This is a genomic window from Pseudomonas sp. B3(2017) (assembly GCF_002113595.1).
Classification (GTDB): Bacteria; Pseudomonadota; Gammaproteobacteria; order Pseudomonadales; family Pseudomonadaceae; genus Aquipseudomonas; species Aquipseudomonas ekonensis.
In genome coordinates this window covers 353,295-377,338 of record NZ_NEIU01000003.1, presented here as the reverse complement: position 1 = coordinate 377,338, position 24,044 = coordinate 353,295, and the positions used below count along the sequence as shown (strand labels likewise).

Annotated in this window: 22 protein-coding genes; 10 read left to right on the top strand and 12 right to left on the bottom strand. The window is 65.5% G+C overall.

What is annotated here, in order from left to right:
* Window positions 1-58: 58 nt before the first annotated feature.
* From tsaB to CAG33_RS06620, 4 genes are all read left to right on the top strand, one after another.
* Entirely contained in the window at window positions 59-733 is a 675-nt protein-coding gene (gene tsaB, locus CAG33_RS06635) for a tRNA (adenosine(37)-N6)-threonylcarbamoyltransferase complex dimerization subunit type 1 TsaB (protein ID WP_085637416.1), read from the top strand.
* A gap of 232 nt (window positions 734-965) precedes the next feature.
* Window positions 966-1,274, top strand: coding sequence for a hypothetical protein (locus CAG33_RS06630; RefSeq protein ID WP_085581326.1), 309 nt, complete (start codon window positions 966-968; stop codon window positions 1,272-1,274).
* Entirely contained in the window at window positions 1,274-2,134 is an 861-nt protein-coding gene (locus tag CAG33_RS06625; RefSeq protein WP_085581328.1) for a DUF72 domain-containing protein, read from the top strand. The genes CAG33_RS06630 and CAG33_RS06625 overlap by 1 nt, the downstream gene beginning before the upstream one ends.
* A gap of 33 nt (window positions 2,135-2,167) precedes the next feature.
* Entirely contained in the window at window positions 2,168-2,989 is an 822-nt protein-coding gene (locus CAG33_RS06620; protein WP_085637414.1) for an oxaloacetate decarboxylase, read from the top strand.
* A gap of 22 nt (window positions 2,990-3,011) precedes the next feature.
* Here CAG33_RS06620 and CAG33_RS06615 read toward each other — a convergent pair whose 3' ends face one another.
* Window positions 3,012-3,632, bottom strand: coding sequence for an energy transducer TonB (locus tag CAG33_RS06615; protein WP_085637411.1), 621 nt, complete (start codon window positions 3,630-3,632; stop codon window positions 3,012-3,014).
* A 92-nt stretch (window positions 3,633-3,724) separates the two neighbouring features.
* Between CAG33_RS06615 and CAG33_RS06610 the strand changes: the two genes are divergently transcribed.
* The gene (locus CAG33_RS06610; RefSeq protein WP_085581755.1) at window positions 3,725-4,507 is read left to right on the top strand and encodes a class I SAM-dependent methyltransferase; all 783 of its coding nucleotides are present in this window, start codon (window positions 3,725-3,727) and stop codon (window positions 4,505-4,507) included.
* Between the two features lie 91 nt (window positions 4,508-4,598).
* On the opposite strand, the gene CAG33_RS06605 is transcribed toward CAG33_RS06610, so the two are convergent.
* Window positions 4,599-5,234 (bottom strand): TetR/AcrR family transcriptional regulator, encoded by a 636-nt coding sequence (locus tag CAG33_RS06605; RefSeq protein WP_085581334.1) that lies wholly within the window; start codon window positions 5,232-5,234, stop codon window positions 4,599-4,601.
* A gap of 94 nt (window positions 5,235-5,328) precedes the next feature.
* Between CAG33_RS06605 and CAG33_RS06600 the strand changes: the two genes are divergently transcribed.
* The 3 genes from CAG33_RS06600 to CAG33_RS06590 all read left to right on the top strand — a co-directional run bounded on the left by CAG33_RS06600 (window position 5,329) and on the right by CAG33_RS06590 (window position 10,975).
* Window positions 5,329-6,429: an efflux RND transporter periplasmic adaptor subunit gene (locus CAG33_RS06600; RefSeq protein WP_085632046.1), complete on the top strand. Its 1,101-nt coding sequence runs from the start codon at window positions 5,329-5,331 to the stop codon at window positions 6,427-6,429.
* A 6-nt stretch (window positions 6,430-6,435) separates the two neighbouring features.
* Window positions 6,436-9,501, top strand: a complete 3,066-nt coding sequence (locus CAG33_RS06595; RefSeq protein ID WP_085581338.1) for an efflux RND transporter permease subunit — start codon at window positions 6,436-6,438, stop codon at window positions 9,499-9,501.
* Between the two features lie 97 nt (window positions 9,502-9,598).
* Window positions 9,599-10,975 (top strand): Fic family protein, encoded by a 1,377-nt coding sequence (locus tag CAG33_RS06590; protein WP_085637408.1) that lies wholly within the window; start codon window positions 9,599-9,601, stop codon window positions 10,973-10,975.
* Here CAG33_RS06590 and CAG33_RS06585 read toward each other — a convergent pair.
* The 4 genes from CAG33_RS06585 to plsB all read right to left on the bottom strand — a co-directional run bounded on the left by CAG33_RS06585 (window position 10,972) and on the right by plsB (window position 15,426).
* Entirely contained in the window at window positions 10,972-11,661 is a 690-nt protein-coding gene (locus tag CAG33_RS06585) for a DUF4197 domain-containing protein (RefSeq protein ID WP_085632050.1), read from the bottom strand. The genes CAG33_RS06590 and CAG33_RS06585 overlap by 4 nt on opposite strands.
* A 27-nt stretch (window positions 11,662-11,688) precedes the next feature.
* On the bottom strand, window positions 11,689-12,087 hold the full coding sequence (locus CAG33_RS06580) for a YbaY family lipoprotein (protein WP_085581342.1): 399 nt from the start codon (window positions 12,085-12,087) through the stop codon (window positions 11,689-11,691).
* A gap of 50 nt (window positions 12,088-12,137) precedes the next feature.
* Window positions 12,138-12,824: a hypothetical protein gene (locus CAG33_RS06575; RefSeq protein ID WP_085637405.1), complete on the bottom strand. Its 687-nt coding sequence runs from the start codon at window positions 12,822-12,824 to the stop codon at window positions 12,138-12,140.
* A gap of 91 nt (window positions 12,825-12,915) precedes the next feature.
* Window positions 12,916-15,426, bottom strand: coding sequence for a glycerol-3-phosphate 1-O-acyltransferase PlsB (gene plsB, locus CAG33_RS06570; protein ID WP_085581346.1), 2,511 nt, complete (start codon window positions 15,424-15,426; stop codon window positions 12,916-12,918).
* A 239-nt stretch (window positions 15,427-15,665) separates the two neighbouring features.
* On the opposite strand from plsB, the gene CAG33_RS06565 reads away from it, so the two are divergent.
* Entirely contained in the window at window positions 15,666-15,875 is a 210-nt protein-coding gene (locus CAG33_RS06565; protein WP_008019570.1) for a cold shock domain-containing protein, read from the top strand.
* Between the two features lie 138 nt (window positions 15,876-16,013).
* On the opposite strand, the gene CAG33_RS06560 is transcribed toward CAG33_RS06565, so the two are convergent.
* The 4 genes from CAG33_RS06560 to CAG33_RS06545 form a co-directional block, all read right to left on the bottom strand.
* Window positions 16,014-16,391 (bottom strand): hypothetical protein, encoded by a 378-nt coding sequence (locus CAG33_RS06560; protein WP_085581348.1) that lies wholly within the window; start codon window positions 16,389-16,391, stop codon window positions 16,014-16,016.
* A gap of 75 nt (window positions 16,392-16,466) precedes the next feature.
* Window positions 16,467-17,276 (bottom strand): putative RNA methyltransferase, encoded by an 810-nt coding sequence (locus CAG33_RS06555; RefSeq protein WP_085581350.1) that lies wholly within the window; start codon window positions 17,274-17,276, stop codon window positions 16,467-16,469.
* The gene (gene dapE / locus CAG33_RS06550; protein WP_085581352.1) at window positions 17,276-18,427 is read right to left on the bottom strand and encodes a succinyl-diaminopimelate desuccinylase; all 1,152 of its coding nucleotides are present in this window, start codon (window positions 18,425-18,427) and stop codon (window positions 17,276-17,278) included. Before dapE ends, CAG33_RS06555 begins: the two co-directional genes overlap by 1 nt.
* Window positions 18,428-18,669: 242 nt before the next feature.
* A complete protein-coding gene (locus CAG33_RS06545) occupies window positions 18,670-21,261 on the bottom strand; it encodes a glycosyltransferase (protein ID WP_085581354.1) in 2,592 nt (863 codons plus the stop codon).
* A gap of 217 nt (window positions 21,262-21,478) precedes the next feature.
* Here CAG33_RS06545 and tcdA point away from each other — a divergent pair, with 217 nt between their 5' ends.
* Window positions 21,479-22,291 (top strand): tRNA cyclic N6-threonylcarbamoyladenosine(37) synthase TcdA, encoded by an 813-nt coding sequence (gene tcdA / locus CAG33_RS06540; protein ID WP_085581356.1) that lies wholly within the window; start codon window positions 21,479-21,481, stop codon window positions 22,289-22,291.
* A gap of 94 nt (window positions 22,292-22,385) precedes the next feature.
* Here the strand turns inward: tcdA and CAG33_RS06535 are convergent, their stop codons facing one another.
* Window positions 22,386-22,790: a SufE family protein gene (locus CAG33_RS06535; RefSeq protein ID WP_085581358.1), complete on the bottom strand. Its 405-nt coding sequence runs from the start codon at window positions 22,788-22,790 to the stop codon at window positions 22,386-22,388.
* On the bottom strand, window positions 22,787-23,992 hold the full coding sequence (locus tag CAG33_RS06530) for an aminotransferase class V-fold PLP-dependent enzyme (RefSeq protein WP_085581360.1): 1,206 nt from the start codon (window positions 23,990-23,992) through the stop codon (window positions 22,787-22,789). The genes CAG33_RS06535 and CAG33_RS06530 overlap by 4 nt, the downstream gene beginning before the upstream one ends.
* Window positions 23,993-24,044 lie beyond the last annotated feature (52 nt).

The window sequence follows — 24,044 nt, the reverse complement described above, 5'->3', positions numbered from 1 at the left end:
CGGGCCGTAGTTGTTTATACTGGCGCCCTTTTTCCCCTCCTGATTGACGGACACACCGATGAGCACCCTGCTGGCCCTGGACACCGCGACTGAAGCCTGCTCCGTCGCCTTGCTGCATGACGGCAAGGTCACGAGCCATTACGAGGTGATCCCGCGCCTGCATGCGCAGAAACTGCTGCCGATGATCCAGCGGCTACTGGCCGACGCCGGCACCACCCTGCAAGCGGTGGACGCCATCGCCTTCGGCCGCGGCCCCGGCGCCTTCACCGGCGTGCGGATCGCCATCGGCGTGGTGCAGGGGCTGGCGTTCGCCCTGGAGCGTCCGGTGCTGCCGGTCTCCAACCTGGCGGTGCTGGCGCAGCGAGCCTTGCGCGAGCACGGCGCAAGTCAGGTCGCGGCAGCCATCGATGCGCGCATGGACGAGGTGTACTGGGGCTGCTACCGCGAGACGGCAGGGGAGATGCGCCTGGTCGGCGCCGAAGCGGTCCTGCCGCCGGAAGCCGCAGCGCTGCCGGCCGATGCCGCGGGTGAATGGTTCGGCGCGGGCACCGGTTGGGGCTACGGCGAGCGCATCGCCGTCAGCCCGAGCGGCTCTGACGCCGGCATGCTGCCCCATGCCGAAGACCTGTTGACCCTGGCCCGGTTCGCCTGGGCGCGCGGCGAAGCCATCGCGCCGGACGACGCCCAGCCGGTCTACCTGCGCGACAAGGTCGCCACCCCCAAGGCCCGCTGACTCACGCCCAAGTCAGCGGCTCAGGTAACGACTGCAGAAGCCAGCCTGCTGGCGATGGCGTCGGCAGGCACGCACCGATGGAGGGGCGAGCCCGTTCCTGTGCTGCCAATCGTCAGTTTCCAACCCCGCGCTTTAAACCTTTTGTCTTTTATGTGTTCTAGTTATCACTCGGCGGTTTGCTAAGTCGGTCAGGTGCCGCTAAATTGCCATCATCGATACCGAGCATGACTTTATGCGTATAGACGGCGTTTCCTCTCATTCCTACCCCATCAAGCGCAAGCCCCGCAAAGGCAACGCGGCGCTGGATGAGTCCGTCGACGATATCGACGGCGAGCTGGAAATCCCTTCCGAGGAGCAACTGGCCGCCCGCGCCGCCAAGGCCTCCGCGCAACGCCTGAGCAATCTGCCCGCCCGTCAGCAAGACATGATCTACCACCGTGCGATGAAGAAGAGCGTGGCCATGGCCTTGGCCAGCTACCTGAGCACCGCCGGGTTTGTCGACTGGGAAGCGGACGTGCTGGGCCTCGACCTGTACATCTGATGGCGCTGCCCTATTACTTGGGTTGTCCGTCCTGGAGCGAAAGCGCCTGGCGCGATTACCTGTACCCGGCGGACGCGAAAACGGCTGACTTCCTCGGCCTCTATGCCCAGGTGTTCAACGCGGTGGAAGGCAACACGACTTTCTACGCCAGCCCGTCGCCGGCCACGGTGCAGCGCTGGGCCGAGGTGATGCCGGAGCACTTTCGGTTCACCGCCAAGTTCCCCGGCGACATCAGCCACGGCGGCGACCTGCGCGACCAGCTCACCGCCGCCGAAACCTTCATCCAATTGCTCGGCCCCCTCGGCGACCGGGTCTCGCCGATGTGGCTGCAACTGTCGAAAAGCTTTACCCCGCAGCGTTTGCCGGAACTGGCGGCGTTCATCGACGCGTTGGACCGGCCCCTGGCGGTGGAAGTGCGCCATGACCAGTTCTTCGCCAAGGGCGAGAGCGAACGGCTGCTCAATCGCTTGTTGCTCGACCGAGGCGTCGAGCGCATCTGCCTCGACCCGCGTGCGCTGTTCAGTTGCCTGTCCACCGAATCGTCGGTGATCCACGCCCAATCGAAAAAGCCCCGCGTGCCCACGCGCCCGGCGGCGTTCACCCAGCATCCGCAGGTGCGTTTCATCGGCCATCCGCAGTTGGAGGCCAACGACCCGTTCCTGGTGCCGTGGGTGGCGAAAATCGCCGAGTGGATCGAAGAGGGGCGCACGCCGTACATCTTCCTGCACACGGCGGACAACCTGCTGGCGGCGAAGCTGGCGCAACGCTTTCACGCCCAACTGATGCAGCGCCTGCCTGGCCTGCCGGCCCTGCCTGAGCTATACAGAGAGCCCGCCGCGGAGCAATTGGGACTGCTCTGAGGCGGATTTCCTTCTCTGCCCGGGAGCCTGCCGATGGACGCGCAAATCCGTAAAGCCGAAGCCTTCAGAGCCCTGCATGAACGCAGCGGGCTCTTTGTCATGCCCAATCCGTGGGACGCCGGCTCCGCGAAGATACTCGCCGGCCTGGGCTACCCGGCGCTGGCGACCACCAGCGCCGGGTATGCGTTTTCCCAGGGCAAGCCCGACGGCGGCCTGAGCCTTGAGGAAACCCTGGCCAATGTCCGGGCAATCGCGGCGGCGACGGAGCTGCCGGTGTCGGTGGATCTGGAGAACGGTTTCGCCGACGGGCCGGCCGAATCGGCGCAGAGCCTGATCCACGCGGCAAGGGCGGGCGCGGTGGGCGGTTCCATCGAAGACGCCACCGGCCGCGAAGACGGCCCGATCTACTGCTTCGAACATGCCGTGGCGCGGATCGAGGCGGCGGTGGCGGCGGTGCGCTCACTGCCGTTTCCCTTCACCCTGACCGCCCGTGCGGAAAACTACCTGCACGGCCGGCCCGATCTCGATGACACCCTTCGCCGCTTGCAGGCGTTCGCCGAAGCGGGGGCCGACGTGCTCTACGCGCCGGGCCTGCGCAATGCCGAAGAGGTGCTGGCAGTGGTGCGCGCCGTGGCGCCGAAACCGGTGAATGTACTGATGTCCGGCGGGCTGAAGCTGACGTTGCAGGAACTGGAGGAGATGGGCGTGCGCCGGGTGAGCACCGGGTCGGCGCTGGCGTTGGCGGCGCTCGGGGAGTTCTTCCGGGCGGCCGAGGAGATCAAGCAGTCGGGCACCTTCACGTTCACCTCGCGCTCGATGGCGTATGCCCAGGTCAATCAGCTGTTCAAGGGGTGAGGGCGGGGCGGGGCGCTGAGGCTCAGGCGGCGATGCGCAGGTTCTGCTGAACGATCGGGCGCACCCAGCCGTTGTCGAAGTCCAGCGCACGCTGTTGCTCGACGATCTCTTCGGGAGAGAACGGCGGGAACGGTTTTTCCATGAGGTCGAGGTCGAACTCAGCGATCGGCAGGTACAGCGGACGCTTCTGCGGCGCGGCGCCCGGCTCGGGAACCGGTTGGCCGTGGGTGAGCACGATCGGGCGAACCCAGCCGCTCTCGAAGTCCTGCTGCTTCTGCTGGGCGCTGATCTCTTCCGGCGGGAACGGCGGGAACGGCTTGTCGAGCAGTTCTGTCTCGAATTCGGCGATCGGCAGGAACAGCGGCTCCGGCGGGCGGATCTCGGTGTCGACCACGTCGCATTCGCGCTGGCTGATGATGTGCGCGTGCAGGTCGCTGCCGACGGTAGGCTCGTCCGGGCTGTCCAGGTCGACCGGCGGGAACGTGCCGCAGGCCGGCACCACATCACTCGACTGTTCGGCCAGCGCCTGGGCAAAGAAATCCTGCCACAGGTGACTGACGCCGCTCAGTGCCTGAGTGTTCTGACGGCTGAAATCGCCATGGGGCGAGATGTAGCCAATCGATGTGGGAAGAATGCCTGACATTTTTTTCGGTCGACGCTCGGCTCTGGCAGAATGCGCGTTGATTGGGTTATCGGCGGATTTTGCCGATCCTTAACTTTTTGAGCGTGTTTTTCATGATTGAGCATCCAGCGGCCTGCCGCATCCATGTCGAGGCCCTTGAGCCTGCCTTCGAGCCGCAGGCCCGGCAGTGGGCCGAGCGCCTGAGCCTGCCGTTGCAGGCGCAGGACGGCGAGTTCGCCTTGCAGGTCGGCGGGCAGGGCCTGCAGCTGCAGCAGCTGGGGCCGGATGCGCCGGGGCCGGTGCGGGTGGACTTCGTCGAGGGCGGTGCGGCACACCGGCGGCTGTACGGCGGCGGCAACGGCCAAATGATCGCCAAGGCCGTCGGCATCGCCCAGGGCGTGCGTCCGCGGGTGCTGGACGCCACGGCGGGGCTGGGCAAGGATGCGTTCGTGCTGGCGAGCCTGGGCTGCGAGATGAGCCTGATCGAGCGTCAGCCGCTGATCGGTGCGTTGCTCGAAGACGGCCTGGCCCGGGCGGCTGAGGATTTCGACGTGGCGCCGATCGTGGCGCGGATGACGCTGCTCAAGGGCAACTCCATCGAGGTGATGCGCAACTGGGAGGGCGAGCCGCCGCAGGTGATCTACCTCGATCCGATGTTTCCCCACCGCGAGAAGACCGCGCTGGTGAAGAAGGAGATGCGCCTGTTCCGGCCGTTGGTGGGCGATGACCCGGACGCGCCGGCGCTGCTGGAGGCGGCCCTGGCCCTGGCCAGCCACCGGGTGGTGGTCAAGCGCCCGCGCAAGGCGCCGTGCATCGAAGGGCCGAAGCCGAGCCATGCGCTGGACGGCAAGTCCAGCCGCTACGACATCTATCCGAAGAAAGCACTCAAGGCCTGAGCCCCAGGCGCCGCCATCGCCGGCCGGCTCCCACAGTGATGCTCCGGGCATCAGGCATGCGCTGTGGGAGCCCGTCGGCGCGGCGCAGCCGTCAGGGCCGGTAGGCCCGCATGAACAACCCCACCACTTCCTGCACATGGCTCTCCGCCGCCTCGTCGGTCAGCGGCTCGCCGCAGCCGTACAGCAGGCGGAAATTGCCCGCGCCCTTGATCAGGCAGAAGAAATGCTCGGCGGCGTTGCGCGGCAGGTCGATGCTCAGCTCGCCGGTCTCATTGACCCGGGCCAGCAGCCGCTCCATGCCCTGCACCATGCGCTGGGGGCCGGCCTCGAAGAAGATCAGCGACAGCTTCGGATCCTGACTGCCCAGCGCCATGATGAGCCGGTGCAGGTTCACCGATTCTTCGCTGTTGATCAGTTGGTGGAAGCCGCGGGCAATGTTCAGCAACACATTTTCCACCGCGACGCCGTCCGGCAGTTCGAAGACCATCGACGGCAGCTGCGCTTCGCATTTGGCCGCCACGGCGGCGGAAAACAGCGTCTCCTTGTCGTTGAAGTGACTGTATACGGTCAGTTTTGAAACGCCCGCCTCGGCGGCCACCGCGTCCATGCTGGTGTTGGCGTAGCCGTGGCTCAGGAACAGGGTTTTCGCCGCTTCGAGGATCGCCTGGCGCTTGGCCGGATCCTTGGGGCGACCCGGGCCGTTTGGGGCTGGGGGATTGTTTGGCATTCTTCGCTTTTAATACTGGACTGGTGAGTTTGCTATTAATAACATACCCGCCAGTATAATTATTCCAGGCCCCCTTAGCGAAAGGTCCGTCACCATGTTCCGCTATGCGCTGTCCATTGCAATGCCAGTCAGTCTGGCTTTTTTATTGTCGGCATGCGGTCACGAGGAGGCGACGCCCGTCGCCGTCCGGCCGGCCATGGTGGTTCAGCCAGAGCCTTCGGCGCAGGCGATGGAGAGTTATCCCGGTGAGGTGAGGGCCCGCTACGAGCCGGATCTGGCGTTCCGCATCGGCGGCAAGGTCAGCCGACGACTGGTCGAAGAGGGCCAGCGCGTGAAGGCTGACCAACCCCTGGCCGAGCTCGATCCGCAGGACGTACGCCTGCAATTGGAGGCCACCCGCGCCCAGGTCGCCGCCGCCGAAGCCAACCTGAACCTGGTGCGGGCCGAGCGCGACCGCTACAAGACCCTGATGGATCGGCAGATGGTCAGCCGTTCCCAGTACGACAACGCGGAAAACCTCTACCGCTCCGGCGAAGCCCGCCTCAAGCAGATCAAGGCCGAATTCAACGTCTCGACCAACCAGGCCAGCTACGCGGTGCTGCGCGCGCCGCAGGACGGCGTGGTGTCCCGGCGTTCGCTGGAGGTCGGCCAGGTGGTCGCCGCCGGGCAGACCGTGTTCACCCTCGCCACCGACGGCGAGCGCGAAGTGTCGATCAGCCTGCCGGAGCAGAGCTTCGGCCGCTTCAAGGTCGGCCAGCCGGTTTCGGTGGAACTCTGGACGCAGCCGGATCAGCGTTTCGCCGGGCGCATCCGCGAGCTGTCGCCGGCCGCCGACCCGAAATCCCGCACCTTTGCCGCGCGCATCGCCTTCGCCTCCGGCAAGGTGCCCGCCGAACTCGGCCAGAGCGCCCGGGTGTACGTGCAGACCGCAGAATCCGTGCCGCTGTCGGTGCCGTTGTCTGCGCTGACCGCCGAGAACGGCACGACCTACGTCTGGGTCGTCAGCGCCAACAACACCCTGAAGAAGACCCCGGTGCGCATCGGCGCCTTCGGCGAGAAGAGCGTGCCGGTGCTCGAAGGCCTGAACGCCAGCGACTGGGTGGTCGCCGCCGGCGTGCATGTGCTTCTGGAGGGGCAGCAGGTGCGCCCCGTGGACCGTTCCAACCGGGTGGTCAATCTGGCGGGCAAGGAGTAATCCCCGATGGGTTTCAATCTTTCCGCCTGGGCGCTGCGCAATCGCCAGATCGTATTGTTCCTGATGCTTTTGCTGGCGATTGTCGGCGCGTTGTCCTACACCAAGCTCGGCCAGAGCGAAGACCCGCCGTTCACCTTCAAGGCCATGGTGATCCAGACCCGCTGGCCGGGCGCCACTGCCCAGGAAGTCTCGCGGCAGGTCACCGAGCGCATCGAAAAGAAACTGATGGAGACCGGCGAATACGAACGCATCGTGTCGTTCTCCCGCCCCGGCGAATCCCAGGTGACGTTCATTGCCCGGGACTCCATGCATTCGGCCGAGATCCCGGATCTCTGGTATCAGGTGCGCAAGAAGGTCAGCGACATCCGCCAGACCTTGCCGCCGGGCATTCAGGGCCCGTTCTTCAACGATGAGTTCGGCACCACGTTCGGCAACATCTACGCCCTGACCGGCGACGGCTTCGACTACGCGGTGCTCAAGGACTACGCCGACCGCGTGCAGATCCAGCTGCAACGGGTCAAGGACGTGGGCAAGGTGGACCTGCTCGGCCTGCAGGACGAGAAAATCTGGGTGGAGCTGTCCAACGTCAAGCTGGCCACCCTCGGCCTGCCGCTGGCGGCTGTGCAGCAGGCGCTGGAGGAGCAGAACGCGGTGTCCACCGCCGGGTTCTTCGAGACCGGCAGCGAGCGCCTGCAACTGCGGGTCTCGGGGAATTTCCAGACGGTCGACGAAATCCGCAACTTCCCGATCCGCGTCGGCGACCGCACCTTCCGCATCGCCGATGTCGCCGACGTGCGCCGTGGCTTCAACGACCCGCCCGCGCCGCGCATGCGCTTCATGGGCGAGGACGCCATCGGCCTGGCCGTGGCGATGAAAGACGGCGGCGACATCCTGGTGCTGGGCAAGGCGTTGGAGCTGGAGTTCGCCCGCATCCAGAAGAACCTCCCGGCCGGCATGCAGCTGCGCAAGGTCTCCGACCAGCCGGCGGCGGTGAAGACCGGCGTCGGCGAGTTCGTCCAGGTGCTGGTCGAGGCGCTGGCCATCGTGCTGCTGGTGAGCTTCTTCTCCCTCGGCGTGCGCACCGGCATGGTGGTGGCGCTGACCATCCCGCTGGTGCTGGCAATGACATTCGCCTGCATGTACTACCTGGGGATCGGCCTGCACAAGATTTCCCTCGGTGCGCTGGTGCTGGCCCTCGGGCTGCTGGTGGACGACGCGATCATCGCCGTGGAGATGATGGCGATCAAAATGGAGCAGGGCTTCGACCGGATCAAGGCCGCCAGTTTCGCCTGGACCAGCACCGCGTTCCCGATGCTCACCGGCACGCTGATCACGGCGGCCGGGTTCCTGCCGATCGCCACGGCGCAGTCCGGCACCGGCGAGTACACCCGTTCGATCTTTCAGGTGGTGACCATCGCGCTGCTGGCCTCGTGGGTGGCGGCGGTGGTGTTCGTGCCCTACCTGGGGGAAAAGCTGCTGCCGGACCTGGCGAAGCTCCACGCGGCCAAGCACGGCCCGGATCAGCCGGACCCTTACGGCACGCCGTTCTACCAGCGGGTGCGTCGACTGGTGGAATGGTGCGTGCGCCGGCGCAAGACCGTGATCGTGCTGACCATCGGCCTGTTCGTCGCCTCGGTGATGCTGTTCCGCTTCGTGCCCCAGCAGTTCTTCCCGGCTTCCGGGCGGCTGGAGCTGATGGTCGACCTGAAGCTGGCCGAAGGCGCCTCCCTGGCCAACACCGCCGCCGAGGTCAAACGCCTGGAGGCGCTGCTCAAGGATCGCGCCGGCATCGACAACTACGTGGCCTACGTCGGCACCGGCTCGCCGCGCTTCTACTTGCCGTTGGATCAGCAATTGCCGGCCGCCAGCTTTGCCCAGTTCGTGGTGCTGGCCAAGACCATCGAGGAGCGCGAAGCCCTGCGCACCTGGCTGATCGACACGCTCAACGAACAGTTCCCGACCCTGCGTTCGCGGGTCACGCGGTTGGAGAACGGACCGCCGGTCGGCTACCCGGTGCAGTTCCGCGTCACCGGCGAGCACATCGAGGAAGTCCGTGCGCTGGCCCGCAAGGTCGCGGCCAAGGTGCGCGAGAACCCGCACGTGGTCAACGTCCACCTGGACTGGGAAGAGCCGAGCAAGGTCGTGTACCTGAACATCGATCAGGATCGCGCCCGGGCCCTGGGCGTGAGCACCGCCAACCTGGCGAAGTTCCTGCAGAGCTCGCTGACCGGCTCCAGCGTCAGCCAGTACCGCGAGGACAACGAACTGATCGAGATCCTGCTGCGCGGCACCGTGCACGAACGCACCGAGCTGTCGCTGCTGCCGAGCCTGGCGGTGCCCACCGACAACGGTCGCAGCGTGGCGCTGTCGCAGATCGCCACGCTGGAGTACGGGTTCGAGGAAGGCATCATCTGGCACCGCAACCGCCTGCCGAACGTGACCGTGCGCGCCGACATCTACGGCAAGGAGCAACCGGCCACCCTGGTGCAGCAGATCATGCCGACCCTCGACCCGATCCGCGCCGAACTGCCGGACGGCTACCTGCTGGACGTCGGCGGCACCGTGGAAGACTCCGAGCGCGGGCAGAAGTCGGTCAACGCCGGCGTGCCGATGTTCATCGTCGTGGTGCTGACCTTGCTGATGGTGCAGCTGCGCAGCTTCTCGCGCACGGCGATGGTGTTCCTGACGGCGCCGCTGGGCCTGATCGGCGTGACCCTGTTCCTGCTGGTGTTCCGCCAGCCGTTCGGCTTCGTGGCGATGCTGGGCACCATCGCGCTGTCGGGGATGATCATGCGCAACTCGGTGATCCTGGTGGACCAGATCGAACAGGACATCGCCGCGGGGCTCAAGCCGTGGCAGGCGATCATCGAGGCCACCGTGCGCCGGTTCCGGCCCATTGTGCTGACCGCCCTGGCGGCGGTGCTGGCGATGATCCCGCTGTCGCGCAGCGTGTTCTTCGGCCCGATGGCGGTGGCGATCATGGGCGGGCTGATCGTGGCGACGGCGCTGACGCTGCTGTTCCTGCCGGCGCTGTATGCGGCGTGGTTCCGGGTCAGGAAGGAGCCTGTCTGATCTCCTACGCCAATATCAGACCGGTCTGATATTGAGCCGTCGGAGCCTGGATGCTGTACTCGACGCTCCGTTTTGACGAGCGTTCGAGTCAGCCTCCATGAAAAATCCGCCTCCCTTGAAGGGCAGGACCGATCCGGTCTTCGAGCTGTTGGTGCGCCCGCCCCACAAGCATCGGTTGATGGACTATCTCGCACTGCTCAAGCCCCTCGACGACCGGAACCGTTACCTTCCTTTCGACGCCTTGCGCCGTCGCTGGGCGGCGGGGCTCGATGCCAGGCTCTGCTGGGCATTGGTCAAGAAGGCCAGGGCCGCCCAGCACATCAACCTTCTGCCGTTGGGCGAGCCGGCGCAGTGGGGCAAGTACCTGCTGACGCCGCTGGCGCAGAAGACCCTCTGCGTGGTGGATCGGCAGACCACTTCGGCCTCCCTCGAATACAGGGCGAGCCGGATCGGCGAGCGTGCGCATTTCAGCTGTCTGCTCAACGACCTGACCGAGGACGAGGCCATCGCCAGCAGCCAACTGGAGGGCGCGGCGACCACGACGCGGGTCGCCAAGGACATGCTCAGGCACCGGCGCCAGCCGCGCACCCCCGACGAGCGCATGGTCATGGGCAATTACAGGATGATGGGGTTCGCCTGGGAAAAGCGTCATGAGCCTTTGAGTGTCGGGCTGATCGCTGCGCTCCATCGGGTCGGTGTGGAGGGTATCGATGATGCGCAGTATCAGCCGGGTCGTTTCAGGCGCGATGACGACGTGGTGGTCCAGGACGGCGAAGGCAACACGGTGCATCGGCCGCCGCCCGCCGCCGGGTTGGTGGCGCGCCTTGAGGCCCTCTCTCGGTGGGTCAATCAAAGGCATGATGATCTGCACCCTTTGATCAAGGCGATCACGCTGCATTTTGCCCTGGGTTACGAGCACCCGTTCCGCGACGGGAACGGGCGGGTCGCCCGGGCGTTGTTCTATTGGTTCATGTTCAAGAACGACTTCTCGGCGTTTCGCTACGTCGCGATCAGTCTCCTGCTGCGCAATGCGCCGGTGCAGTACGGGCGCTCGTACCTGCATACGGAAGCGGACGAGCTGGATTTGACTTACTTCATCGAGTTCCAGTGCTCGGTGATCCTGCGGGCGGTGAATGCCTTTGCCGATGCCTATCGCAAGAGCCTGGCGCACACCGAAGACTTCGAGCGCGGGTTGTTGGCGTCAGGGTTCTTCGAGCGGCTTTCGGACAGGCAGCGGGCGCTGTATCGGGCGGCCAAGAGCGAGGTGGCCAAGGAATTCACGGCGGGCAATGTGCAGGAGCATCTGGGGTGCTCCTATCGGGCGGCGGTGTCAGCCCTGAACGGGCTGGTGGGATTGCAGGTCTTCGAGAAGCGGAAAATGGGGCGCGAGTGGGTGTTCTTCCTGCGTGCGGCGCCACCCCTTGAAACGAAGAAAGGGAGCGATGCCTCTCGCTCCCTCGTCCTGTCGGCCTAGAGGGTGCCGAACACCTTCTTCGCCAGGCCGGTCGCCGCGGCGGCCGGATTCTTGCGGATGGTTTCTTCCTGCTTGCCGATCATTTCGAACAAGCCATCGAGCGCCTGCTCGGTCACGTAGCTTTCGATGTTGGCGCTCTTGGCGTCCACCACGCCGAAGGTCGCGGCCTGGCCTGCGAACGCGTTGTACTTCTGCGCCACGCCGACCTTGTCGGTGGCCTGCTTGACGATCGGCAGGAACTTGGCGCGGATCTGTTCGCGGCTGGTCTTGTTCAGGTACTGGGTGGCGGAGTCGTTGCCGCCGCTGAGGATGCCCTTGGCGTCTTCGACGGTCATTTTCTTCACGGCGTCGACGAGGATCGGCTGGGCCTGCACCACCGCGGTCTCGGCGGCCTTGTTCATGCTGGTCTCCAGTTGGTCGACCTGGTCGCCCATGCCGAACGCCTTCATTTTGCTGGCGACCTTGCCGAGCTTGCCCGGCAGTTCGATCCTCACGTCCGGGTTGTCGCTGAAGCCGCCCGGCGTGCCCAGCTGTTTGACGGCCAGTTGCGCACCCTGGGTCAGGGCGTCCTTGAGGCCGCCGGTGGCGTCGGACTGCGACAGGTCGCTCAAGGACAGCGCGGACGCGCCGGCGGAGATCATCAGGCCTGCGCACAGGCCGGCGAAGCGAAGGGTAGGGCGGAGCATGGCGGCTTCCTTGTTCCTGAAAGTGAATTAGCGGACGGCGTCGACGCGGACTTTGAACGGCTGCGGATCGTTGCCGTCGAGCTGCACGGCGTGGTGTTCGGTGGTGATGAACATCAGTTCACCATTGACCTCGATGCGCGCGCTGACCGAATAGCGGTGGCCGGGTTTGACCTGGGCCGGATCGTAGCTCAAACGGAACGGCAGCGGCACCTGGCCTTTGACCGGGCCGGTCTGTTCGTCGAGCACCACGGCCGGGGCGTCGGCCAGGGATACGTCCTGCAGGCTCACGCTGAGGGTGGCGCTCGGCGGCAGGGCGATGCGTTGCAGGTAGAACACTTCGCCGTCGAGGCTGGCCTTGCCGGCCGGCGTGGTGGATTGGCAGGCGCTCAGCAGCGTGGCGGCGGCGAGCAGGGACAGTCTTTTCATGGAAACCTCTGGGACAGGGGCGCCGGAAGAATCCCGACGCCCCGGAAAATCTAGCGGAATTTGGCGGCTGCGTCAGTGAACAAACGTAATGGCGCCGCGAGCCGGCGGATGATCGACGGCCATTCGGCTGAACGTGCCGCACGCGCCGCCGGCACCAGTTCCGCCCGCCCGGGATAGACCGCGATGCGTTGGTGATAGCGGTTTTCGATGCCGATCAACGCATACTGCCTGCCGGGGATCAGTTGCCGCGGATCGTAGCGAAGGTAGAACGAGCGTGCGCTCTGTTCATCCTGGGTGATACGGAGCAGTTCGACGTCCGGGCTGTCGGGTTCGTGCAGGCTGATGGTCACGGCTTCTTCCGGCGCGACAGTCTCGGGCTCCTGGACGTTGACATACAGGTAGCCGACCGGGCTCAGGTGCACGGTCTGGCGATGCGGGGCGCGATTGACGATGACCAGGTGATCCTGTTTCACCAGCAAGGGCTGCCGGTCGTGGAACAACTGGACACTGATCCGGTATCTGACGCCGATGCCGCTCAGGCGGTGTTCAAAGGCGAAGTCCCATTGGCCATCGGCGATGGAAGGGGTTCTCCATGCTTTGATTTTCATCGGTGCAGTGCCGTTGTCCGCATGGACTTCGACGACGGTTTCGTTCTCTCCGTCGGCAGGTGCCTTGAAGGTTTCGGGAAGACTGAAGGTCAGCCTGATGAGGGGTGCAACTTCGTTCAATGGGTTCATTTCGATGTCCTTATCGATCAAAAGAACCCATTAGTCCACGAATCAACCGACCGGAAAATGCTGGCACCTTCCGGTTAGTTGTCCGCACGTTTCAGCTTTCAGTGGTCGGCTGCACGGGGGCGGCCGCTTCGGCGGCATCTTCGCTGCGGTGCAGCGCCACCTGACGGATCGACAGGCGGATCTCCGCCGGCAGCACGCGCTTGGCCGCGCCTTCGGCCAGTTCGCCGAGCAGTTCGTGGTAGCTCAACTTGCCGGCCTCGTCGCGGCGCAGCACATCCAGGTCGAGCATCGTCTGGATGAAGTGGCGGAACAGGCTCTTGTCGAAGAACTCCGGGGCATTGAGCCCGTGCAGGATCGACAGGCGCTGGGCCATGACCGTGCACAGGTCTTCCAGCTCTTCGGCGCTGAGGCTGTTCTGGCCGCTGTTGAGCAGCAGTGAGACGGTCATGTAGAAGCGCTGCAGGGTCTGGGCGATGCTGCGCGACAGCAGGGTCAGCAGCACGAAATGCCGTGAGCTCGGGGCCGGGCGCAGGTACACGTCCTTCTCGAAGCGCAGCAGGCCTTGTTCGACGAACGCTTCCAGCCACTGGTCGATCACCGCATCGAGCTCGTCCAGCGTCCAGCGGATGAACAGCTCTGCCTGCAGGTACGGATACAGCGCCCGGGTGTAGCGCAGGATCTGCTCGCGGCTCATGCGCGAGCTGCTCTGGAAGAAGCTCGCCAGCAGCGCCGGCAGGGCGAAGATGTGCAGCACGTTGTTGCGGTAGTAGGTCATCAGGACGGCGTTCTGCTCGTCCAGGTAGAGGATCTTGCCCAGCGCGTCGTTCTGCTCGGACAACAGGTCCATGTCCTTCACATGCTTGATCAGCGCCTGGCCGTCGCCTTGCGGCAAGGTGGTGTGCGGCGAGTACGGCACCTTGCGCAGCAGCGCCAGGTACAGATCCAGCACCCGCGCCATGGCGCGGTCGTCCAGGGCCAGGCGGCCGGTGGACAGCAGCGCCAGCGCCACCAGGTTCACCGGGTTGACCGCCGCCGCTTCGTTCAGGTGCTGCGCGACCTTCTCGCCCAGGCGGTTGGTGGTTTCGTTGAGCCATGCCGGCTTGAACTGCGGGCCGAGGTCTTGCTGGCGCCAGCCCGGCTGTTCGTGGTCGAGGAACTCCGCCAGCTTGATCGGCTCGCCGAAGTTCACCGCCACCTGGCCGAAGCGCTGCTTGAGCGCGCCGATGACCTTGAAGATGTCGAAGATCGATTCTTTCTTCTTGCTCGCCCCGCGCAGTTCGCCGAGGTAGGTCCGGCCTTCCAGCACGCGCTCGTAGCCAATGTACACCGGCACGAACACGATCGGCGTGCGCGAGGAACGCAGGAAGCTGCGCATCGTGATCGCCAGCATGCCGGTCTTCGGTTGCAGCATGCGCCCGGTGCGCGAACGGCCGCCCTCGACGAAGTACTCCACCGGGAAGCCCTTGGTGAAGAGAGTATGCAGGTATTCGTTGAACACCGAGGTGTACAGCGGGTTGCCCTTGAACGTACGGCGCATGAAGAACGCGCCGCCGCGGCGCAGCAGGCCGCCGATCACCGGCATGTTCAGGTTGATCCCGGCGGCGATGTGCGGCGGGGTCAGGCCGTTGCGAAACAGCAGGTAGGACAGCAGCAGGTAATCGATGTGGCTGCGGTGGCAGGGCACGTAGATCACTTCATGGCCCGGCGCGATCTTCTGCACGCCTTCGATGTGGTTGACCTTGATCCCGTCGTAGATCTTGTTCCAGAACCAGCTCAGCACCACTTCCAGGAAACGGATGGCGGTGTAGGTGTAGTCCGAGGCGATCTCGTTGCCGTAGCGCAGGGCCTGGGCCTTGGCCTTTTCCGCCGAGATGTTTTCCCGCTCGGCCTCGTCGAGGATCGCCTGGCGCACCAGCGGCTGGTTGATCAGGCCCTTGACCAGGTTGCGCCGGTGGGAGATGTCCGGGCCGATCACCGCCGCCTTGAGGTTGCGAAAATGCACCCGCAGGATCCGCTGGGCCATGCGCACGGTGCGTTCGTGGCCCTTGTTGTGGTCGATCAGTTCGCGCAGGTGGATCGGCGCTGAGAACTGCACGCGGGTCTTGCGTCCCAGGATCATAATGCTCAGCAGGCGGCGCAGACGGCCGGTGACCGCCCAGCTGTCGGCGAACAGCAGTTTCCACGGGCTCGACTCGCTGTCCGGCGACTGGCCCCAGAACACGCTCACCGGAATGACCTGCGCGTCTTCGGCGGCGTTCTGGCTCAGGGCGCTGACCAGCCGGGTCAGGGTCGGCGGCGCGCCGCGCTTGTCGTGGCGGCCGAGCCAGTCCGGATCCGGCGTCAGGTAGAAGAACGCCGCCGGCTCGATCAGCGACCCGACGGACACCGGCAGCACCGGGCGCGGCAGGCCGGCCTTGGTGCACTCGGTGTCGAGCACGGCCAGGTCGGTCAGCGAAGGGGTCTGCAGGACGTAGAACACCGGACGGCTGCGGTCGAGGTCGAGGGTGAACGACGACTGGTTGATCGTCTCCGAGCGGACCCAGAGGTACAACAGCCGGCGCAAGGTGCCGAACACAAGACGGCGGAACGGGGAACGGGTCATACGGATTCTTCGTCATTGAATAAAACCGAGCGTTTGCTCGGGAAGGGCGACAGTGTGCCGGATTCGCTGAAAATCGGCAAAAAAGCGGCCAAGTAAACTCTTGTTGAGACTATCGGCACCTGACATATACTCGGCGGTCTGTCGCCGGGGCCCTTGTATGGACGTCGGGCGCAGGCTGACGTTCCTCAAAGGCTTTCCTGCGAAAAGCCCGTTCAATAATAAAAAAGGAGTATGAACAGATGGCAACACGTGAAACCGGCAACGTGAAGTGGTTCAACGACGCCAAGGGTTACGGCTTCATCCAGCGCGAAGACGGGGTGGACGTGTTCGTGCACTACCGCGCGATCCGCGGCGAAGGGCACCGTTCGCTGACCGAAGGCCAGCAGGTGGAGTATGCGGTGGTGCAGGGGCAGAAGGGCCTGCAGGCTGAGGATGTGGTAGGCCTGTAACGCCACGCTCCGAAACCCCAAAACGCATGTGGGAGCGAGCCTGCTCGCGATTGCGGTGTTTCAGCCGGCATTGATGTCGACTGACATTGCGCAATCGCGAGCAGGCTCGCTCCCACATTTTTGGGGCTGAAACGCAGGTCAGCTCGTGCGCCAGGTGATCTCTTCCTCGCCGTCGGCGCTGATGCGGATCCAGCGGTCCGCCGTTTCCTCGCCTTCTTCCTCGACCCAGCTGCCCGGTGCGCAGCGCACTTCGACGTTCAGCGCGGCGAAGGCGGCGCGGGCGCAGGCGATGTCGTCGTCCCATGGGGTCTGGTCGCTTTCCAGGTACAGGCTGTTCCATTTGCCCACGGCCTTGGGCAGCCAGGTCACGGGGATGCTGCCGGCCAGGCATTTGAAGGTCTGGCCCTTCTGCTTCCATTCGCTGCACGGGCCCAGGGCGGCGCCGAGCCATTCGGCGATCTGCTTGTGGTCGACGTCGGCGTCTTTCAGGTAAATCTCGATGTCCGGTTGGCGCATGGATGTCCTCACTGCGGGTCTGAAAAATCCATTCGCGGATTTAGCCGGCCCCGGGCGGTGCCCGAGTCCAAAGGGTTATTGAAGAACGAAATAATCGTAGCGCATCGACACGGTGGTCACGAAGGGCTCGGCCTGGCCGATCACCGCGGCGCGGCGCTCGGCGCTGGCGCGCCAGCCGTGGGGCGTCATGGCCAGCAGGTTGGCGCGGTCTTCGGGCTTGTCCAGCGTCAGCTTGAACTCCAGCGTTTCGCTGTGGGCCAGTGCCATGCCTTGCGGCACCAGGGCCAGGTGCTTGTCGTCGGTGTATTCGCGCACTTCGTCGTACAGGCGTTCGCGCAGTTCCATCAGGTGGCCGCGGGTCGGCCCGACCTTCATCAGGCCGCCGCCGACGCTGAGCAGGCGCTTGGCCTCGTCCCAGTCCAGCGGGCTGAACACGCTGGCCAGGAACTGGCAACTGCCCGGCGCCAGCGGCACGCGGGCCATGCTGGCGATCAACCAGGTCACGGCGGGGTTGCGCTTGCAGGCGCGCTTGACCGCTTCCTTGGAGATGTCCAGCGCATAACCGTCGGCACCCGGCAGGGCCTCGGCGATCTGCGCGGTGTAGTAGCCCTCGCCGCAGCCGATGTCGACCCAGCGCTGCGGCGCATAGCCGGCCGCCAGCTCCGCCAGGCGCCTGGCCACCGGCGCATAGTGCCCGGCGTTGAGGAAGTCGCGGCGGGCCTCGACCATCGCCTGGTTGTCGCCGGGGTCGCGGCTGTTCTTGTGCTGCACCGGCAGCAAGTTCAGGTAACCCTGGCGTGCGCGGTCGAAGCGGTGCCCGGCGGGGCAGGCCACGCCGTTGTCCACGGCGTTGAGCGGTTCGTTGCAGATCGGACAGGCGAGCATCAGGCGAGCAACTTGATCAGGGTCTGGTAGTAGATTTCGGTCAGGACGTCGAGATCGGCCGCCAGCACGCGTTCGTTGACCTGGTGGATGGTCGCGTTGACCGGGCCCAGCTCGACCACCTGGGTGCCCATGGTCGCGATGAAGCGGCCGTCGGAGGTGCCGCCGCTGGTGGACGCCTGGGTTTCGCGGCCGGTGATCTGCTTGATGCTCGACGACACCGCGTCGAGCAGCGCGCCCGGCTCGGTGAGGAACGGCAGGCCGGACAGCGCCCAGTCGATGTGCCAGTCCAGGTTGTGCTTGTCGAGGATGTCGGCGACGCGCTTCTGCAGGCCTTCAACGGTGGACTCGGTGGAGAAGCGGAAGTTGAACAGCGCCACCAGGTCGCCGGGGATCACGTTGGTCGCGCCGGTGCCGGAGTTGACGTTGGAGATCTGGAAACTGGTCGGCGGGAAGAAATCGTTGCCGTGGTCCCAGTGCTCGGCGGCCAGTTCGGCCAGGGCCGGGGCGGCGAGGTGGATCGGGTTCTTCGCCAGGTGCGGGTAGGCCACGTGGCCCTGCACGCCGCGCACGGTGAGCTTGGCGCCGAGGGAGCCGCGACGGCCGTTCTTCACCACATCGCCGACCAGGGCGGTGCTCGACGGTTCGCCGACGATGCACCAGTCGAGGCGCTCCTTGCGCGCCGCCAGACGCTCGACCACGGCCTTGGTGCCATGGTGCGCCGGGCCTTCTTCGTCACTGGTGATCAGGAACGCGACCTTGCCCTTGTGGTCCGGGTAGTCGGCGACGAAGCGCTCGGCGGCCACGGTCATCGACGCCAGGCTGCCTTTCATGTCCGCCGCGCCGCGGCCGCAGAGCATGCCGTGTTCGTCGATCACTGCGTTGAACGGATCGATCTGCCAGGCGGTCACGGGACCGGTCGGCACCACGTCGGTGTGGCCGGCGAAGCACAGCACCGGGCCGTCGTCCTTGCCGTGGGTGGCCCAGAAGTTGTCCACGTCCTCGATGCGCATCGGCTCCAGGGTGAAACCGGCGGCGCCCAGGCGCTGCATCATCTGTTTCTGGCAATCGGCGTCGACCGGCGTCACGGACGGACGGCGGATCAGGTCGATGGCCAGCTGGAGGGTCGGCGAAAGGTCGGCGTGGGCCGTCATGGGAAACTCCGGGATCATGAATGTGGGCGCGGACTGTTGATGTGGGAGCGGGCTAGCCCGCGAGTGCGGTGCGTCAGCCAACATAACGGTTGAATGTTACAACGCCTTCGCGGGCAAGCCCGCTCCCACAGGGGACTGAAGTCTGTCGGTCAGACCTTGCTGCACGCCAAGCCCTGCAAAATGGCGGTCATCTTAAAGCAAAACGGCGGCCATAGGCCGCCGTTTAGTGCATCGTCGAACAATTAGACCGCCGGTGCCGGTTCAGGCGCCGGAGCGGGCCTTGGCAGCGACGACAGGAACGCCATGATCAGCGCCGCCACGTACGGCAGCGACTGCACCAGCAGCATGGCCACCCAGAAGCGCATGTCGCTGCTCGGCAGGCCCTGCACCAGGAAAATCCCCAGCGCCGCGCCCCACAGCAGCAACATGATGAACAGCTCTTCCCGGGCCTCGGAAATGGCCACCCAGAAGCCGTGGCTGTCGGCGTTCTTCGGGGTGCGGAAGAACGGGATGCTGCTGGTGAAGAACCCGTACAGCACCGCCTTGGCGATGGTGTGCGACAGCGCAAGCCCCGCCAGCGCCGCGCAGAACGCGTCCTTGAGGTTCACCCCCACCGCGCGGCGGTACAGGAAGATGATCTTGCCGACCTTGAAGGCGAACAGCGCCAGCGGCGGGATCGCGAAGATCAGCAGCGGCGGGTCGACCCGTTGCGGCACGATGATCATCGCTGCCGACCACAGCAGCGCGCCGACGGTGAAGAAGATGTTCATGCCGTCCGCCACCCACGGCAGCCAGCCCGCGAGGAAGTGGTAGCGCTGGCCGCGGGTCAGTTCGGTGTCCTTGCCGCGCAGCAGGCTGCGGGTGTGGCGCTTGATGATCTGGATCGCGCCGTAGGCCCAGCGGAAACGCTGCTTCTTGAAGTCGATGAAGGTGTCCGGCATCAGGCCCTTGCCGTAGCTGTCGTGGTAGTACGCCGCCGACAGGCCTTTCTCGAACACCCGCAGGCCCAGCTCGGCGTCTTCGCAGATGCACCAGTCGGCCCAGCCCAGCTCTTCCAGGACCGAACGGCGGGTCATGGTCATGGTGCCGTGCTGGATGATCGCGTCGCGGTCGTTGCGGGTGACCATGCCGATGTGGAAGAAGCCCTTGTACTCGGCGTAGCACAGCTTCTTGAAGGTGCTTTCGTTCTGGTCGCGGTAGTCCTGCGGCGACTGCACCACCGCGATCTTCGGGTCGGCGAAGTGCGGCACCATGTGCTTGAGCCAATTGGGGTGCACGCAGTAGTCGGAATCGATCACCGCGATCACTTCGGCGTCCTTGGCGGTGTGCGGGATCAGGTAGTTCAGCGCGCCGCCCTTGAAGCCGGCCAGCGGCGAGACGTGGAAGAACCGGAAGCGGGGGCCGAGGGTCTCGCAGTAGTCGCGCACCGGTTCCCAGACCGCCGGATCCTTGGTGTTGTTGTCGATGATCAGGACTTCGAAGTCCGGATAGTCGAGGTTGGCCAGGGCGTCGAGGGTCTGTTTGACCATCTCCGGCGGCTCGTTGTAGCAAGGCACGTGGATCGACACCTTGGGCCGGTAGTCCGAATCGCCCACCACCGGCAGGAATTCGCGCCGGCGCTTGTGCACCCACACGGCCTCGGCCAACTCATGGGCCTCGGTGAGCAGCACGATGAACACCCCGAGCGCGCCGAGCGCCAACAAGAAGCCCACCGTCAGGCTGAACCAGGTGCTGTACTGCTGGCTGTAGTCGTAGCCGATCCACACCAGCACCGAACCGCACAGGAACGCGATGAAGGTCAGGAAGGTGCGGCCGCGCTGGCGCAGGGCCGAACCGTCGATCATCAGCAGGGTCAGCGACAGCAGCGCCAGCACCCCGGAGCCCACTGCCAGCACCCGCCACTGCGGGATCGCCACGACCGGGCCTTCGAAGTTGAATTTCTGCTGGCGCGCGGCGTTGAACACGCCCCAGTAGGCGCCGACCGACCCTTCGTCGCTGGCCTTCCACGGCTGGTCGAAGGCTTCGATCACGAAGTAGTTGAAGCCCTGGCGGTTGAGCTTGTTGACCAGGGTACGCAGGTAGATCGCCTGATCCGCCGGCGACGCATCGGCGCCGCCGCGCATGCGGCCGTTGCTCGGCCAGCCGACTTCGGACAGCAGCAGCGGCTTTTTCGGGAACATCTTCTTCAGGTCGCGGGCGCGGTCGAAGACGAACTGCCCGGCCTTGTCCATCGGGATGAATTCCCAGTAGGGCAGGATGTGCGCGGCGATCAGGTCGACGTGCTTGGCCAGTTCCGGGTGCTCTTCCCAGACGTGCCACTGCTCGGAGGTGGTGACCGGCACCTTCACTGCCGCCCGCACGCGGTCGAGCAGCACGCTCAACTCTTGGGCGGTGATTTCCTTGCGAAACAGCGCTTCGTTGCCGACCACCACGCGTACCACGCTGCGTGAGGTGTTGGCCAGTTCAATGGCCCGGGTGATTTCCCGTTCGTTGCGCTCCTTGTCCGGGCTGATCCAGATCCCGAGCGTCACCCGCAGGCCGAACTCTTCGGCCAGTTTCGGGATGTCCTGCAGACTGCCGTCGACCGAGTAGATACGGATGTTGTCCGTCAGCTTGCTCATGATTTCCAGGTCACGGCGCATTTCGTCGTCGGACGGATACTGCTCTTTCTGCGGGAATTGTCCCTGTTGGAAAGGTGAGTAGGAGAAGCCGGAGATCTGCTCCGGCCAGTTCGGCGCGGAGACCGGGCGGTTGATCAGCGCCCAGAAACCGGTGAACAGGGCGGCGATTGCCAGAACCACCACCAGGTTGAGTCCAAATTTACGCGATGACATAGCTGTTTCGGGTTCCAAAGGCTGTGGAACGAAGGTTCGGCGAGGTCGTGCCAAAGGGCGCGAATCCTACACCGGCAGTTCACCAGTCGCACATCGGACGGGGAAATGCCCGACATTGGGCAACCCGCTTTGACTTAAGTTCTTACACTTGTAGCTGGAAGCTTAAAAGTTGTCGCGCGGTCGTCCATAATGCGCGCCGGTTTTTGGGGTAACGGTCATGAGCACAGAAGATCCGCGGTTTGCAGGCATCGCCCGTTTGTACGGCATTGAAGGTTTGGCGCGTCTGCGGGCGGCCCATGTGGCGGTCGTCGGCATCGGCGGCGTCGGTTCCTGGGCGGCGGAAGCCATCGCCCGCTGCGGGGTGGGCGAGATCTCGCTGTTCGACCTGGACGACGTCTGCGTGAGCAACGCCAACCGTCAGTTGCATGCGCTGGACAGCACCGTCGGCAAGCCCAAGGTCGAGGTGATGGCCGAGCGCGTGCGCGGCATCAACCCGGCCTGCACGGTGCACCCGGTGGCCGACTTCGTCACCCGCGACACCATGGCCGACTACATCACGCCGGACATCGACTGCGTGATCGACTGCATCGACAGCGTCAACGCCAAGGCCGCGCTGATCGCCTGGTGCAAGCGCCGCAAGATCCAGATCATCACCACCGGCGGCGCGGGCGGGCAGATCGACCCGACCCAGATCCAGGTCGTGGATCTCAACCGCACCTACAACGACCCGCTGGCCTCGAAGGTGCGCTCCACGTTGCGCCGCGACTACGGCTTTTCCCGCACGCCGAACCGCCATTACAGCGTACCGTGCGTGTATTCCACCGAGCAGCTGCGCTATCCGAAGCCGGACGGCAGCATTTGCCTGCAGAAGCGCTTTGTCGGCGACGGCGTGAAGCTGGACTGCGCCGGCGGGTTCGGGGCGGTGATGATGGTGACGGCGACGTTCGGCATGGTCGCGGCGACCAAGGCGGTGGACAAGATCGTCGCGGGCGTGCGGCGGCCTTCGGACCGGGCCAAGCCTCAGGCTTGACCGGGGCAAGCCCGCTCCCGCAGTGATCCGGGGCGACAGCAGGCGCTGCATCCAACCGAGATCCCGGTGGGAGCCAGCCTGCTGGCGATGGCGCTCAGCCGGCCAGCGCGTTCATCCGCTGGAGCACCGCGTTCAGGCCATTGCTGCGCGACGGTGACAGTTGGCGCGACAGCCCCAGCTGATCGAACCAGTCCGGCAGATCCACCTGGCGCAGTTCGGCCGCCGTCAGCCCGTTCACCCGCACCAGCAGCAGCGCCACCAGCCCGCGGATCAACCGCGCATCGCTGGCGGCCGCGAATTGCCAGCGCCCGTCGTGAAGTTCTCCCACCAGCCACATTTGGCTTTCGCAGCCGTGCACCCGGTTGGCGTCGCACTTGTCGGCGTCATCCAGAGGGGCGAGACGGTCGCCGAACTGCATCAGCAGGCGCGCCCGCTGCTCCCAGCCGGCGGCGCCCTGAAAGATCCGCAGGGCTTCGGCGGCTTCGCTCGGCAGGCTCACCGCAACAGCTCCAGCGCCTGGTCCAGCGCTTCGAAGAAGCGTTCCAGATCCTCTGAATCGTTGTACAGCGCCAGCGACACGCGGATCGCCCCGGCCAGTTCGAAGCGCTTGAGCAGCGGCATGGCGCAGTGATGACCGGCGCGCACGGCAATGCCTTGCTCGGTCAGCAGATGCGCCAGATCGGCGTTGTGCACGCCGTCCACCACAAAACTCGCCAGCGCCAGTTGCGGCCGGCCCAGCAGGCGGATGCCGTTGCGCGCCGCCAGGCCTTTGAGCAGGTAGTCGTGCAGCGCCGCCTCGTGGGCGGACACGGCGTCCTGATCCAGGCCGGCCAGGTAGTCGAGGGTCGCGCCCAGGCCGATCACGCTGGCGATCGGCGGCGTGCCGGCCTCGAAGCCCAGTGGTGCCGGGCGAAAGCGCGAGTCGTGGTAATGGGCTTCGAGCACCATTTCGCCGCCGAACTGCCACGGCCGCAAGCGCTCAAGCGCCGCGTTGCGCCCGAACAGCGCGCCGAGGCCGTCGGGCCCGTACAGCTTGTGGCTGGAAAACACATAGAAGTCGCAGCCCAGCGCCTGCACGTCGTGGCGACCGTGCACCACGCCTTGGGCGCCGTCGACCACGGTCAGGGCGTCGTGCACTTTGGCCATGGCGAGCAGGGCGGGCAACGGTTGCCAGGCACCGAGCACGTTGGACAACTGACTGACCGCCAGCAGACGGGTGCGCGGGCCGATCAGGTGCACCGCTTGCGCAAGATCGATCAGGCCGTCGGCGTCCAGCGGCAGGATCACCAGCTTCAGGTCGCGGCGGCGGGCCAGTTGCTGCCACGGCAGCAGGTTGGCGTGATGCTCCAGGGCGCTGACGACGATTTCGTCGCCCGCAGAGAAAAGGTGTTCCAGGCCATAGGCCAGGAGATTCAGCGCGCTGGTGGCGCCGTGGGTGAAGATGATCTGCCCGCTGTCGCCGGCGTTGAGCCATTGCGCCACCTTCAGGCGGGTGTCTTCGAACGCCTGTGTGGCATGGGCGCCGGGCAGGTGTTGCGCGCGGTGCACGTTGGCGGCGCCGTTGGCGTAGTAATGCGCCAGCGCGTCGAGCAGGGCCTGGGGCTTTTGCGTGGTGGCGGCGTTGTCCAGGTAGGTCTGGCCTTGCCGTTGCAGGGCGGCGATGGCCGGGAAGTCGGCACGCCAGGGGGAGGGAATCATCATGTCGTTCGGCCTATGCACAAGACCTGTGGGGGCGGGCAAGCCCGCTCCCACA